The organism is Aphanothece hegewaldii CCALA 016 (assembly GCF_003007785.1).
Classification (GTDB): domain Bacteria; phylum Cyanobacteriota; class Cyanobacteriia; order Cyanobacteriales; family Microcystaceae; genus Chroococcus; species Chroococcus hegewaldii.
Genome location: NZ_PXOH01000002.1, coordinates 12,150 through 26,539 on the forward strand (window position 1 = coordinate 12,150; position 14,390 = coordinate 26,539).

At 37.9% G+C, this 14,390-nt stretch carries 16 protein-coding genes; 7 read left to right on the plus strand and 9 right to left on the minus strand.

Going from position 1 to position 14,390, the window contains the following annotated elements:
- Positions 1–65 precede the first annotated feature (65 nt).
- From C7H19_RS02045 to pruA, 3 genes are all read right to left on the minus strand, one after another.
- Positions 66–1,268 carry a response regulator gene (locus C7H19_RS02045; RefSeq protein WP_106455471.1) on the minus strand — a complete coding sequence of 401 codons (1,203 nt, stop codon included), beginning with the start codon at positions 1,266–1,268 and terminating at the stop codon, positions 66–68.
- Between the two features lie 224 nt (positions 1,269–1,492).
- Positions 1,493–3,196, minus strand: coding sequence for a peroxidase family protein (locus C7H19_RS02050; protein WP_106455228.1), 1,704 nt, complete (start codon positions 3,194–3,196; stop codon positions 1,493–1,495).
- Between the two features lie 287 nt (positions 3,197–3,483).
- Entirely contained in the window at positions 3,484–6,453 is a 2,970-nt protein-coding gene (gene pruA, locus C7H19_RS02055; protein WP_106455229.1) for an L-glutamate gamma-semialdehyde dehydrogenase, read from the minus strand.
- A gap of 151 nt (positions 6,454–6,604) precedes the next feature.
- Between pruA and C7H19_RS02060 the strand changes: the two genes are divergently transcribed.
- Positions 6,605–7,180 (plus strand): Uma2 family endonuclease, encoded by a 576-nt coding sequence (locus C7H19_RS02060; protein ID WP_106455230.1) that lies wholly within the window; start codon positions 6,605–6,607, stop codon positions 7,178–7,180.
- 94 nt (positions 7,181–7,274) lie between these two features.
- Here the strand turns inward: C7H19_RS02060 and C7H19_RS02065 are convergent, their stop codons facing one another.
- Both C7H19_RS02065 and C7H19_RS26645 read right to left on the minus strand, forming a co-directional pair.
- A complete protein-coding gene (locus C7H19_RS02065; protein ID WP_106455231.1) occupies positions 7,275–7,622 on the minus strand; it encodes a type II toxin-antitoxin system PemK/MazF family toxin in 348 nt (115 codons plus the stop codon).
- Between the two features lie 3 nt (positions 7,623–7,625).
- On the minus strand, positions 7,626–7,811 hold the full coding sequence (locus C7H19_RS26645; RefSeq protein ID WP_245927262.1) for a hypothetical protein: 186 nt from the start codon (positions 7,809–7,811) through the stop codon (positions 7,626–7,628).
- Between C7H19_RS26645 and C7H19_RS26980 the strand changes: the two genes are divergently transcribed.
- A complete protein-coding gene (locus C7H19_RS26980) occupies positions 7,762–7,893 on the plus strand; it encodes a hypothetical protein (protein ID WP_281261713.1) in 132 nt (43 codons plus the stop codon). The two genes, C7H19_RS26645 and C7H19_RS26980, sit on opposite strands and share 50 nt — an antisense overlap.
- Before the next feature lie 68 nt (positions 7,894–7,961).
- On the opposite strand, the gene C7H19_RS02075 is transcribed toward C7H19_RS26980, so the two are convergent.
- Both C7H19_RS02075 and C7H19_RS02080 read right to left on the minus strand, forming a co-directional pair.
- On the minus strand, positions 7,962–8,363 hold the full coding sequence (locus C7H19_RS02075) for a fasciclin domain-containing protein (protein WP_106455233.1): 402 nt from the start codon (positions 8,361–8,363) through the stop codon (positions 7,962–7,964).
- Between the two features lie 65 nt (positions 8,364–8,428).
- Positions 8,429–10,066 (minus strand): MFS transporter, encoded by a 1,638-nt coding sequence (locus tag C7H19_RS02080; protein WP_106455234.1) that lies wholly within the window; start codon positions 10,064–10,066, stop codon positions 8,429–8,431.
- A 106-nt stretch (positions 10,067–10,172) separates the two neighbouring features.
- Here C7H19_RS02080 and C7H19_RS02085 point away from each other — a divergent pair, with 106 nt between their 5' ends.
- Positions 10,173–10,667 carry a phosphoribosyltransferase gene (locus tag C7H19_RS02085; RefSeq protein WP_106455235.1) on the plus strand — a complete coding sequence of 165 codons (495 nt, stop codon included), beginning with the start codon at positions 10,173–10,175 and terminating at the stop codon, positions 10,665–10,667.
- 11 nt (positions 10,668–10,678) lie between these two features.
- On the opposite strand, the gene C7H19_RS02090 is transcribed toward C7H19_RS02085, so the two are convergent.
- Entirely contained in the window at positions 10,679–10,861 is a 183-nt protein-coding gene (locus tag C7H19_RS02090) for a hypothetical protein (RefSeq protein WP_106455236.1), read from the minus strand.
- A gap of 150 nt (positions 10,862–11,011) precedes the next feature.
- On the opposite strand from C7H19_RS02090, the gene C7H19_RS02095 reads away from it, so the two are divergent.
- Together C7H19_RS02095 and C7H19_RS02100 are read left to right on the plus strand one after the other, a co-directional pair.
- Positions 11,012–11,578: a DUF2854 domain-containing protein gene (locus C7H19_RS02095; RefSeq protein ID WP_106455472.1), complete on the plus strand. Its 567-nt coding sequence runs from the start codon at positions 11,012–11,014 to the stop codon at positions 11,576–11,578.
- A gap of 44 nt (positions 11,579–11,622) precedes the next feature.
- Positions 11,623–11,817: a hypothetical protein gene (locus C7H19_RS02100; protein ID WP_106455237.1), complete on the plus strand. Its 195-nt coding sequence runs from the start codon at positions 11,623–11,625 to the stop codon at positions 11,815–11,817.
- Positions 11,818–11,828: 11 nt separating this feature from the next.
- On the opposite strand, the gene C7H19_RS02105 is transcribed toward C7H19_RS02100, so the two are convergent.
- Positions 11,829–12,086, minus strand: coding sequence for a CRR7 family NDH-1 assembly protein (locus tag C7H19_RS02105; protein ID WP_106455238.1), 258 nt, complete (start codon positions 12,084–12,086; stop codon positions 11,829–11,831).
- A 311-nt stretch (positions 12,087–12,397) separates the two neighbouring features.
- Here C7H19_RS02105 and C7H19_RS02110 point away from each other — a divergent pair, with 311 nt between their 5' ends.
- Together C7H19_RS02110 and C7H19_RS02115 are read left to right on the plus strand one after the other, a co-directional pair.
- The gene (locus C7H19_RS02110; RefSeq protein ID WP_106455239.1) at positions 12,398–12,766 is read left to right on the plus strand and encodes a hypothetical protein; all 369 of its coding nucleotides are present in this window, start codon (positions 12,398–12,400) and stop codon (positions 12,764–12,766) included.
- 135 nt (positions 12,767–12,901) lie between these two features.
- Complete coding sequence (locus tag C7H19_RS02115; protein ID WP_106455240.1) at positions 12,902–14,320, plus strand: protein adenylyltransferase SelO; 1,419 nt, start codon at positions 12,902–12,904, stop codon at positions 14,318–14,320.
- Positions 14,321–14,390 lie beyond the last annotated feature (70 nt).

Below are 14,390 nucleotides of genomic sequence, written 5' to 3' on the forward strand. Positions count from 1 at the left end.
TAATAAAATGGATAAATTACTAAACTGCTTGATAAAAAATGAGGTAACTAGAGGCAGAAAATACCTTAAGTTGCGACATCTTGTCTAAGATGTTTTCGGATGGTATTTAAAACGATTTCAGGATTAACAGGCTTACTAACAAAGTCCGATGAACCAACCATTTTGGCTCGTACTCTGTCAATAAGGCCATCATTGCCCGTCAAAATCACGATCGGCGTATTCCGGAAAAAAGATAATTTACGCAGTTGAGAACAAATTTCATATCCATTAGCATTAGGCATCACCAAATCAAGGAAAATTAATTCGGGTTTGCGGGCTAAAAGAATGGCGATCGCTCTGAGTGGATCATTAATGCCAATAAATTGATAATTAGCTTCTGTGACAATTTTTTCCATAGTTTGACACATCAAAGGACTATCATCAACACAGGCGATTAAAGCTCCAATTGGTGGCGAAGCGGTATCAAGATGACTCGCAGGTGGGGTAGCAACAGGAGAAGGTAAATCAGCGATCGTCGTCAATTCGACTAACCCCATCTGAATGTAGGGTAACAAGGAACTCGTTACCGCTAAAACATCCCGTCTCATCCGTACTGATAAATCTCTCAGGCTTTGGTGTCCATCGAGTAGTTGTTTGAGGGTACCGTAAACTTGGGGTGAGGTTCGTTGTTGAAGTTGTTCGGGTTGTCGGATGACTGGCGCCCAGTTGGGAGAGCGATCGGCAATTTTCGCGCCTTGCCAAGCATTCCAAAGCTGTTGAGCTTCCGCGACTACTTGTTCGGCATCAATGAGAACTAAACGAGCCGAAAGTAAATCATCTTGTTTGAGTTCGCAGGTAATTTCCATACCTTGGGTAATATCAAAAAGAATTTCTACTACAGTACCCCGAATCATTCGTGCTGCCTGTTCACGGTTGATTTTTTGTTGTTCCACCCACAAACACAGTAACCGATATTCCCAACAGATCTGAGGATCTGATGTACTAATACTTTCTAGATTTAGATCTAAAGAAGATTCTTGAGAGAGCATTTGTGGGAAATAGATGGCAAGACTACGCCGCCATCTTCTGACTGGATGTAGCCCGCCCGTAGCATACATAATTCGTCCTAGGTAGAGATAGAAAATCCATTTCTGTCCCTTGGGTCCAGTCAACACCGCTTGACCACTAAACCTAGGTTGTTTGAGGGCTTCAAAAAAACTAGCTTGTTTCGAGGCTGTGAATTCCCGAATTGAAATTGGATTATATGAAGGATATTTAGCCGGTGTCATTGCAACTTGCATTATGCTTGAGCTAATAAGTGTCTCAGTTATAGCGTTCCCTAATTTTCCCCATAAATACACAACTCTCTAAAAATTGTTAGTTACTGGATATGAAACATCGGCTAAGTGCTAAGATCTGGGCTATCTTAAGCATATTTTTTTGATTTTGTCAATTTTTCAGGAAATAATTTTATGAGGGTTTGATGACCAAACCCAAAAAAGGAAAACATCAATTAATTGACTTGAAAGGCGACTTTGACACTGGGATCTGGTTTGATATTGCGATCAACAAAGTCTTGTAAGGAGATCGTTTCCTTGATCAAATCGTACCCATATTCGGTAAAGGTATTCTCATTAAAAATATTTTGTGACAATAATGGATTGGTTAACGCTTGTGTAAAAGCATCGCTGGCTACCATCGTTTGTAAAAGACTTCCAAATAGTCCATTTCCCGTCGGATCTTCAGCAAATAAACCAATCAAAAACTCTACTCTATCGATGTCGTTGTCATAAAGTCTTTTTAGTTCATTTTGAATTTGCACATTTTTAGTGATTTCGCTAAATTTGCTAAACTTAGGAAGTCCAAATTGAGCGCGATATTCATTGTATGGACGTAATCTAAAATCTCTTGACATTTTGATAGTTTGATATTCCGCACCTAGCAGAAAATCAGGATTATTAAATAAACCAATTTTGCCCGCAGCTTGTTGAGAAGCCGCTTTTAATACTGTTCCGATGCCTACATCTTCTAATATCTGATTGTTTGATCTAAATTCATTACCAGAGTAAACGCGATCGTTGACGACAAAAACATCGGGTACTAAACCATGCCACCGATATAAAAGATTAAATTCAATAGCGATCCAGTTGGTTCGATACCATCTTTTATATTCTACCCAATTGCTGAGATACCATCTTTGTAATGCCGTTGCGCTCCAGTGGGTTATAATCGATTTTTGTAATGTATGTAAGATCGCTTCAAGCCAACTATTTCGATACCATTTATCTCGCTCGGCAAACGATGTATCCATCCGAAATACTTTTGCACCAGAAATATGATTAATATAGTCTTGCAGGATAAACTTTAAAAGCAGTGTTATATTAATCAAGCGAGCCGTTTGGAATAGCCGTTCATCATCCCAATTCGGATTATACTTATACAATTCCTTGCAAATCCGATTATGTTCACGCATGAACAATGTACTAATCGCCACATAGCCGATGCTGGCGTTACCGCGTTCTAACCCTGTTGCGTAGAGCTTTTTCTTACGGTCTTCCCGCGTATTTTCGGGAAATATCTCTAAAATACCATCAATCTTGCTGATAAATGGCAAATCAGTGTAACATTTCTTAACAACTAATTTTCCCTCAGCATCCTGCTCATAAAGATAATCTAAATACTCCTCACCGTCAATTATTTGGCTTCTGAGTTTGCCTCCTTGGTGGGAACGCAAGATATTTGTTGTTGTTTCCTCAAGTCCATAAATCTGACATAAATCAATTTCGTGGTTAGAGGTGTTTTTACGTCGATCATCGGAGTCAACCCGTAAAACGCTATCGGTAAACCATTGTGCAAAAAACATAAATAGCACGCTGGATCGATCTTTAATCATTACCCCGTTTTTTCTTTGAAAAAGTGCTGTAATCTCACCGATTTCTTGTGGTTTATAAGGTTTATCGGGCGGGAGAGAATCTGTATAAGATTGAGGGGCAGGAGGCAGATGACGACCGGAAAAATCTCGATCTGTTAGGGAAGGCCAAGCCGTATAATCGGAGATATCTGGTTTTTCTTTAGCCGACCAAAGGCTGTAGGGGCGAGGTCTTGGTGGATTCGAGTTAGCCAAATTATTGACGGCAATTCGGTTAATTAACTGTCCTAAAAGTGGCACACTCCAAGCATATTCAATTAATTTGTTAAGTCTGTTAATCGTGGTCATATTACTTTTTTAAGAGGTCAATTTGATTTTACGTGTAGTAATCTGTTCAATAGATGTTCAATGAATTCCAGAATTTATCTTAATTCTTAATAAAAAGACTTACTTTAGGATTTATTGTAAAAAAAGCTTAAAAAAATAAACAGGTGTTGAAACCCTCTAAAATTCTTTTTAAAAATCTTTATAAAAATATTTTGAAATCAGTAGTGTTTTGAAAAAGAGAAGATAATGATTAGCTACTTAAATCAGTAAAACAAGGTGGGATTTGAAAACCCACCTCTAAAACTGATCTAGTCTACCCCTTCAATGGGTGCAAACCCTTGTCGCTGAATGTTTTCGCTGATATGACGTGGTTCTAGGAATTGTAATAAATAATCTGGCCCACCTGCTTTTGAACCGACACCCGATAGCTTGAAACCGCCAAAGGGTTGACGAGAGACGATCGCCCCTGTAATTCCTCGATTAATATATAAGTTACCGACTTCAAATTCTGCGTTTGCGCGTTCGATGTGTTCTGGAGTACGGGAATACAAACCCCCAGTTAAAGCATAGTCGGTTCCGTTGGCTACCTGTAATGCTTCATCGAAGTTTTTTACTCGTATTACTGCAACCACAGGGCCAAAGATTTCTTCTTGTGCGATCGTTGCATTAGCTGATACATTTTTAAAGATGGTTGGCCCGACAAAATAGCCATTTTCTGGGGCTTCTCTTTCTAAAGCTACTTCTGACTCTGTTTTCCCTTTGGCGATATACTCTTTAATACGGGCTTGGGCAGTAGCATCAATGACGGGGCCGACTTGGGTACTGGGTAGATCCGTTGGGCCGATATTTAATGATTTCGTTGCTTCGACAAATCTTTCAACAAAAGCATCATGAACAGGATCTAGTACAATGACTCTAGAACAAGCAGAACATTTTTGACCACTGTAACCGAATGCAGAATACACGACACCTGCAACCGCTTGATCTAAGTCTGCACTTTCATCGACAATGATGGCATTTTTTCCGCCCATCTCTGCAATAACTCGTTTTAGGTGTTTTTGTCTTGGTTGTAGAATGGCTGCATCGGCATAAATACGACATCCCACTTCACGAGAACCTGTAAAAGCGATCAGATGTACGTCTGGATGTTTTACCATATATGCACCCACTTCTGATCCTTTCCCCGGAACAAACTGAAAGACACCTTTAGGAATACCTGCATCGATTAAGATTTCGGTGATTTTAGCGGCAATAATAGAGGAGGTTTCAGCAGGTTTTAGTAAGGTACAGTTTCCTGTAACCAATGCTGCGACTGTCATTCCTACTGCGATCGCAAACGGGAAATTCCAAGGCGAAATGACTAAGGCAATACCACGCGGTTGATAGATATAACGGTTGGTTTCTCCTGCTACATCTAAAACATACCCTTGATCTAATCTTTCCATTTCATCGGCATAATATCGACAAAAATCGATCGCTTCTGATACTTCTGCGTCTGCTTGTTGGATCACTTTCCCGACTTCTAAACAGATCCAAGCGTTGAGTTCATGTCGCCGTTTTTCCATGATTTCGGCAGCTTTTCGTAAGATTCCTGCGCGTACTCTAACGGGAGTCTTTTTCCACGCGGTAAATGCTTCTTTAGCTGATTTTAGGGCAATTTCGGCTTGTTCTACGGATAGTAAGCCAAGGAGTCCGATCAGTTCACTGGGGTTAGAAGGATTAACGGAATCTACAGTCTGATTAGTATTAATGTACTCTCCATTAATCAGAGGCTTGTAGGTTTTTCCGAGTTCACCGCGAACTTGTACTAAAGCTTTTTCGGCTTGATTTCTGAGATCTGAATTAGCATAATCGGTATCAGGTGCATTGGGATAACCATTAGATATCGGTTGGGAAGCATTACCGACTTTTGGCGGTGCAATCAGTTCATCTATGGGTCTTTCTTCGAGATTTTGCCGTAAAAAAGAACTATTAGCGGTATTTTCCAATAAACGACGAATTAGATAGGCCATTCCGGGTAAGAGATCCCCATAGGGTGAATATACCCTAACTCGATGTCCCCGTTTGACTAATGCTTTAGCGAGTTGATCTCCCATTCCGTACAAAACCTGCATCTCGAAGCGACGACGAGGAATGTTGAGGGTTTCTGCGATCGCACAAGCTAAGGACTGGGATCTAACGTTATGACTGCCGATAGCTGCATATAGATATTGATGATTTTCTAAGAGTAACCGCGTCATCCGTTCAAAATTTAGATCCGTTTCGGCTTTATCGTTATATACGGGTTGAGGCCAATGATTTTGGAGTGATTTAATCGTTTCTTGATCCCAGTATGCCCCTTTGACTAAACGAATGGTGATCGGATAGCCTCGTTTTTTGGCCCATTCGATCCAGTTTTTTAGGTCTTGTTCTGAGTCTTTGAGATAAGCTTGCAGGGTGACACCAATATTAGTACGTGTGCGAAATTCTTCTTCTAGCAGTAAATCTTGTAAGATGCTGATGGTGAGATCTTTGTATTTGTATTGTTCCATATCGAAGTGTACCGCCGACCCTAATTCTTCGGCCCGACGCAGTAAGATACGGATGCGATCGCAAACTTTGGCTTTACTTCCTTCTGGATCAAATGAATCGAACTGAGAATAAAAGGCTGTTAACTTGACAGAAACTTGGATTTGTGGTAATGGTTCTCCATCTGCTTCATCGATTTCGGGAACCTTTGACCATTTTTTCGCTTGTTGACTTAGATGTTGCATGAGATCTAAGTAAGCTTGTAGATAGTCTTTTGCTTCAGTTTCGGTAATCACTGCTTCACCGAGTAAGTCAATGGTAAAAGCCATTTTTAGAGAGCGGAGACGTTCAACGGTTTTAGTGATTTGCCCAATATCTTCACCCGCGATATATTTGAGGGCTAGGGTTTCAACCGCTTTACTGATTGTTGTTGCAGCCAGTTGCGCGGGAGGTGTATTAGGATCTGTAAAGTTAAGAACTCCTTTTAAGGCTGCGGGAAGTTCTACAGATTCATCTCCTAAATATTGTTGCAGATGATTGGCAATTTCTCCCTTACTCCTTAGTGCAGGTAAACAGTCGATGAAGCGAAACATTTGCACCCGTAAGTTTGGATTACTCATCGTCCAAGCTAATAGTTTATCATCCCAGCGCATCTGATCTTGTAGTTGCGCCCACAGGGATCGTTTTTGACGAGTTTCGGCTAAAAGTTGTTTGGCAATTTCTTGAGTTTTTGCTTCATAGGTTTGGTTAGAATCTATTTGTATAACCACAGCGATCGTTTCTCCCTTTCCTTAAAAAAATTCGGCTAATGTTGCGCTTGTTTATGATGCCCCAGATCTACCATTTTAAACCATTTTGCGGGGTATTATAAAGGAGAAAAAGGGAGCGATCGTTATTCATTAAACCCTAGAATAAATACTTATGACTTACTTTACATTAGACTTAGATTCGATTGAATTAAGCGATGAACAATTTTTCCAACTCTGTGCCAATAATAAAGATTATCGTTTTGAACGCAATGCTAAAGGAGATTTGATTATTATGCCACCCACTGGAGGCGAAACGGGTAATAAAAATGCTAGATTGACTGCACGGTTAGTAACTTGGACGGATGAAGATGGAACGGGTATCGCTTTCGATTCTTCCACTTGTTTTAAACTACCAAATGGTGCAAATCGTTCTCCTGATGCGTCTTGGATACCCCTAGAAAAATGGAACACTTTAACTACTGAACAAAAACAGAAATTTTCTCCGATTTGTCCTGATTTTGTGGTCGAATTGCGTTCTAAAACGGATTCTTTAAAATCTCTACAAGAAAAAATGCAAGAATATATCGCTAATGGAACACGTTTAGCTTGGTTAATCGATCCTTTAACTAAAAAAGTCGAGATTTATCGAACTGGAAAAGAAGTAGAAATTTTAGATTGTCCAATGACGCTATCAGGTGAAGATGTCTTACCCAACTTTACCCTAAATCTGAGCAAGATTTGGTCATAGATTATAAGTTTAATTTGGAAAAAAATCAGGATTGATTGTTTCTTATAGGGTAAAAGGAGGGCATTTGAGAGTAAAGGAACGATGACACTTAAACCTATGGTGTTGCATCATCTAAAGTTGTGAGCGATATTTTTACACAAGCCTTAACACCTTGCCAATCGCGCTCCGATAAGTGTCCAAACACAACTAGATTCGCGGATGGTGGCAGGGTCACGATAAAGCAACGAAACACTGAAGCAGCCCGCAACCCTGCTGATGCCCAGTCCTGAAGTGCATAATCAGTAACTCCTAGTACCTTTGTCTGAGTTGTAATGAGTCCAACTATCACATCTGGTCTAAGTGAATGGTAAATTTCAGATGAAAGGACGACGACTGGACGGCGTTTAACTCCTGTTACACCAGGAAAATCAACTGTGGCTAAATCTCCTGGATAGAACGTCACAAATCAGCCCCCCTCCGTATCAGACAAAGTTGTAGCTGCATACTGTAGTGAAAAATTTATAAGATCAATCTGATCCTCCTCAGTCCAAATATCACTGTAATCCACCGATGGTAGCTGTTGCCCAACAAGATCGTTAAGAATGAGCGTTGCCAATCGCAGCCGCTCAGTTGGTGACAAGACGCGAACCACTTGGGCAAAAATTTCTTGGACAGTAGTTTCCATAACAATTCCTCCTGACCTTGATTTTAGTGCAATTTACCCGACTAACTAACGACTCACTTTTAAATCAGAACCTCTACATGGAAAATCGTTCCCTCATGTTTAACACATAACAATAATTTATCCCATCAAAATAACTGTATCAATGACATGAATCACCCCGTTATCGACTTCGATATCACCTTGTAAAACGGTGGCATTTTTGACCTCAAAACCATCTGAACAATCAATGGGAATAGGTGAACCTTCGATCGATGTAACAACTCCCATTTTTTCTAAATCGGCTTTCATGTATTTTCCTGAAGCAACATGAAAAGTTAAAATACGAGTTAACTGGGGAATATTTTGTAATAAAGTATGAATTGTTCCTGGGGGAAGTTTTGCGAATGCGTCGTCAGTGGGTGCAAAAACGGTAAAAGGGCCAGGACTTTTTAAGGTATCGACTAAGTTAGCAGCGACAACAGCAGCAACGAGGGTTTTAAAACTATCTGAACCGACGGCAACATCTACAATATCTGGCATACAATTCGATTGATGTCATTTAATTTAACCGAAATAATCTTACAATGATCTGTCACTTTTGACAATTACTCTTTTTGCTGTCTTCGTTCTTGTAGCTTGTTTACAATATCTGCATGAACTTCACGAGTAATGGGATAAAAATAAGCTAAAATCATACCACAGATTAGAAATACTGCTGGTAATGGCGCGACTGTCAAGCGAATAGCAAATAAAGCACTTTCAGGCTGTAGAGGAATGGGTTTATCGGGAATTCTTTCAATAAATCCGGCTGCTTCTAAGGCTATTCCAACAATAAATAAACCAAAGGCTAAACCAAACTTTTGTAATAAGACCATGAAAGCATAAAAAATACCTTCTCGACGTTGCCCTGTTTGTAATTCATCTAATTCTATAACATCTGGAATCATTGACCAAGGAATGAGATAAGCAACAGCAACTCCAACACCGGCTAAAATCGCTAAGATATACATTAATGTTACTTGTCCTGGTTGTAGTGTAAAAAGTCCAATTTGAGCGATTAACCAAATGATTGAACCCAAAAAATAAACGACTTTTTTATCTAATTTATGGCTAACCCATTGCCAGAAAAATAACATAATTAGTGCTGTACCTTGAACTGCTAAAGCGACAGTTCCTGATTGTTGTTCGGGTAATCTCATCCAACTAACCACAAAATAAACTAGAATTGAGGCGGTTAATTGAACTGCTAACCAAGAAAAAAGATAAATCCCAATTACATACAAAAAAGGTTTATTAGCAAAAGCTATTTTTAATTGTTCTCGAAAAGGAATAGAAGGTGTATCAATCGCTTGCTGTCTTTCTTCTATTGCTTGAGCATCACATAAATGAGTTTCTATTTTTCCTTTAAGAAAAGTATAAGTAAATAATCCCATCAATGCACCTAAAAGAATATAAAACATTGAGTAAGCATCAAACTTACCAGTTAAAGGAATTTTAAGAACGCCGTAAACAGAAAGTAAAATACCAAAAATTAAAGAAATATAGCCAACTCGTTTTTTATTTCTATTATCAAGTATTGGTTTTGCGCCTCTCTCTTGTAAATTTAGACTACAACCAATTGTCGCAATAACAGAAAGAATTGAACAAAATATGCCTAATATAATAAATGTTTTTAAAAGTTGATTCGGATAAGTATTAGCCACAAAAATATATAAAATGAGAGATAAAATACTTCCCCCAATGGAAAAAGCAAAACGAAAACTATTTAAATTCGTTCTTTCTTGATAATCTAAAGTTAATTCTGGGGTTAATGCTTGATAGGGTAAATTAATCATTGTATAAGCCAGATTAAAGACAATTCCAATAAAAACATAATAAGCAAATAATCCCCAACTATTAATATTTTGATCATCGCTAAAACGAGGAACAAGCCACTGTAAATAATAAATTAAACCAAAAGGAATAGCCCCTAATAACATCCAAGGAAGACGACGACCCCATTTAGATTGTGTACGATCGCTTAAGACACCAATAAACGGATCATTAATTGCATCGGCGATTTTTCCAATCATTAACACTAAACCCGCTCGCCCTGGTGATAATCCTGCAACTTCTGTGAGAAAAAACAGGAGATAAAAAACTAAAATATTAGCCGTAATTGCAGGTCCAAAATCACCCGTACCATAAGCGAGTTTAGTTGTTATTTGTAGTTTTTCTGAATGATTATTATTGGCTTGAGTCATGTTATTTACCAAAATATTTTAGATTTTTTTGGTTTTAAATGGTTAAAGTTGGATTATACTAAGAGTCAGTTTACTTGTTTTTCTACCTGAATCAATCATTGTCAATATGTCAGATTTGTATGTGTCGTGGGATGTTTATAACCAAGAGATAGAAAAGTTAGCGGTTTTAGTTTATCAATCACAATGGGAATTCGATCAAATTGTTTGTATTGCTAAAGGAGGATTAAGAGTTGGAGATATTCTCAGTCGTCTTTTTCGTAAACCTTTAGGAATTTTGTCTACATCTTCTTATACTGGAGAAGAAAACAAAACTCGTGGAGAATTAACCTTTTCAAAATATCTTTCCATGACGACAGAAAAAATGGGAAATAGAATTTTATTGGTAGACGATTTAGCCGATTCTGGAATTACTTTATTAGAAACAATTAATTGGCTAAAAAATAAATTCCCCGATGAAGTACAAGAAGTCCGAACGGCGGTACTCTGGTACAAAGATTCATCGGTAATTAAACCAGATTATTATGTCGAGTATTTACCCGATAATCCTTGGATTCATCAACCGTTTGAGCGTTATGAACAGATTACACCAGCCGAGTTATAATCATCAGTGATTTAAGATAATTTTTCGCCAGGAAAGGTTAAATTAAACTCATCGATTAACTCATCTAATTCTTCAATAGCTTGATTAACATCAATGCGTAATGTTCCTAAATCTGGTTTTTCCAGAAGCTGTGCTAAAAATTCTCGTTTTGAAAGGATTGTTTTGATTTTTTCAGTAAGACTAAGTTTATCCATGATTAAGATTTCTCTTTCATACACTAATTCTTGCTATCTCATCCTATCCTAGAACTTTCATAAGAGCAAACTATCGTAGTATAATTTTGATCTGATAGGCTTAAAAATGAGCCGAAGTTCAATAAGGAAAAACCGCAAAGTGCAATGTTCATTTTAAGAAAAATCCGTTTATCGATTCTTGGTTTAGTTCTGGGTTTAATATTGACTCTTGTTGGCTTTGTGGCGTATGCTCAAGGAAATGCTACCCTCAATTTAGCTGGATTTTTCTACGGGCTGCCGCTACTACTGGGAGGTTTAGCCCTCAAAGCATCGGAAATTAAACCTATTCCCTTCAGTGAACCCACTTCGCCCGAAATTTTGGCTTTACGTGAACAGCAAGCAACCGTCACTCAAAATAAAATCCGTGATGATGTGACTCGTTATCGCTATGGACAAAATGCCCATCTTGATGAAGCATTAGAAAAACTTGGAATTAGTCCATCAGATGAAGAATTACCCGAACTCCAAACGATTCAAGAAACGGCAGTCGATGGAAATTATACCCTAATTCTTAACTTTGATTCTCCCTGCGTTCCCCTTGAAGATTGGCAGAAAAAACATGAGAAAATAGAAAAGTTTTTTGGTCCCGATATTCGCGCTGAATTCACTCAACCTGTAGAAAATCAAGTTACTCTGGCTTTAATTAAAGTTAATAAAGATGGTGTTTTATCTAGCTAAATAAATGGCTTGAATTAATTCTTGACTTCATTAGGAAATTTAATATGAGTAATATCAAGAATATTCCATTTGATAAAATTAGAGATTGGATAAAGACTGAAAACGCGGCAGGACGACCGATGAGCGAAATTGTGGCAGAACTAGCGACTCGTGATGATGTGACTATTCTTTCGGGAAAGGATTCTATAGAAAAAAGACATCAACTTTTGGTTAATGCACTTCTTAAAACCACTTCTTAAAAAAGGTAGTTTTATTTTTCTAAACGAACGACATACCATTGTAGATATTGTCCGTCATCGCCATTTAACTCACAATAATTATCTCTAAGATATTTTGCTTGTTCTTCAAGGGTAGGAAACTTTTCTAAATCGCTTGGTAAATCTAGCTGATGAGATTGAATAACGCCCTTTAACTTGTCTAATAATTCTTCAGGAGTTAAAAATTGTTCAGTTTGTTCGGTTTCCAAGACGACAAAATAGTCCTCTTGATACATAATTGAATCTACCATATTTGTTTGATGATCAATAAAGTGAAGATTAGCTCAATATTACTGAGAGTGTTACGATTTAATATAAACGATGAAAGGTAACCTATTCAAGCGTTTTAACTTTTTAAAGAGCATAACTTTCTCGCATTCTGATTTTGTTAATTACTATTGCTTGCCATTAACTGACTTAAGGCTAGATGATAATGAGAAAAAGAAAATTAACGGCAACGGTAGCATTAGAGAACGATAAATAGCTCATAATATAGTTAATCCCCTAGAGGTCTGAACTCCGGGGGGATGACAAATATTTTCATCTAATAGGAGTGTAGCAAATGTCTACTGTAACAGAAAGCGATTTAAAGCGATTAGAAGATTTGATTAACAATCGGTTTAATGAGTTAGACCGAAAAATAGACGGGACTAGAGATTATCTTGATAAAAAGATAGAGTCTCTTGATAAAAAGATAGATTATCTTGATAAAAAAATAGAGTCTCTTGATAAAAAGATAGATTCTGTTGATAAAAAGCTAGATGTTTACGTTGCAAAAACTGATGAACAATTAAAAGGCATTGAGAAACGGCTTGACAGTATTGATAATCGCATTAATACGGTAACTTTTGGCATTTTTAGCGTTGTTGGTGTTTTTGCTGGAGGAATTCTAGCTATCATGGCTAAAATCGTCTTTTTTCCCAATCCGTAACCGCAGTATCAAACCGTAGTAAAATCGATTAGTACAATACCATTAACTAGATATAGGTGTTCTTAAAACATTTCAAACTCAAACACGGCAAGCAATACGGCAAAAACAGTTAAATCAATAATACAGTAGAGTATCATGAGTGACCGTTTCCTAAATCCGTTTTTCAATCTTGAATATGTTCCCGCGATAGAAGATTTAGGAGATGATTATTACGATCAAGTTAGTGCGGCTGATTTTCCTGAATATATTCTACGCTTTAGAAACGATCGCATTCTTCCGCTTTTGGGATTATCTCGCCAGTCGGTAGAGGATGAATATTTTATCGAAGCGTTTGGACATTTCCCCCACAATAAATGTCTTGCTTTACGCTATCACGGTTATCAGTTTGGCGAATATAACCCCTATTTAGGCGATGGTAGAGGGTTTCTGTATGGACAAGTCAGAGGAATCGACGGAAGATTATATGATTTTGGCACAAAGGGTTCAGGACGTACACCCTATTCTAGAACCGCAGATGGAAGACTAACCCTCAAAGGTGGTGTTAGAGAAGTTTTAGCCGCAGAAGCATTACATTATCTGGGAGTGAATACCTCTCGCTGTCTGAGTCTCATCGAAACGGGAGAGGCGTTATGGCGAGGTGATGAACCGTCTCCGACTCGTTCCTCAGTCATGGTTCGCTTTAGTCAATCTCATATACGTTTTGGTACATTTGAACGCCTACGTTATTTCAAGCGATCGGATTTAATTCAAAAATTACTCGATCATGTCATTGACTATTATTATCCAGAAATCCAAATTGGGGAAAATCGTTACGCCGAATTTTATGCGAGTTTAGTCGAAAGAGTAGCGAAATTAACAGCGCAATGGATGGCTGCGGGTTTTTGTCATGGGGTTTTAAACACAGATAATATGTCAATTACGGGTGAAAGTTTTGATTATGGGCCTTATGGGTTTATCCCAACTTATAACCCCAATTTTATCGCCGCATATTTTGATTATGGGGGACGCTATAGCTATGGAAATCAACCATTAATTTGTCGCTTAAATCTGGAGATGTTACAAGTTCCTCTGTCGATGGTGATTAGTTATTTAGACTTAGATGCAGGTTTAGCGAAATTTGAGGAATATTACGATCGCTATTATATACAACTGATGATGAATAAATTAGGCTTTCATCAAGTCCATTTCCCAGAAACTAAAGAATTTGTCTACAAAACCATTGAATTATTGCAAGAAACCCAACTGGGATATCATGACTTTTTTGCGAGTCTAGGTGAAAACTTTAATGATGGATGGCGCAAAGAAAGTAGCTTAATTTTGGAAAATCTTGAATTACCCTTAGCCAATTGGACAACATGGAAACAACTTTATCATCAAATCTTACAACAATTACCAATAGATGAAATGGAGCAAATTCGATATCGTCTCCAACACTATAACCCCAAAACTGCCCTACTTCGTCCTGTAATTGAATCCGTTTGGGAACCGATAACGAATGAAAATAATTGGGAACCTTTTAATCAATTAGTACAAAAAATTCAAGCAAAGGAATAGATATTTTACAAAAAACTGTTTATCGCTTAATCCATTAAAATTTGTACAGTAACAAATTAGCTTAATATTC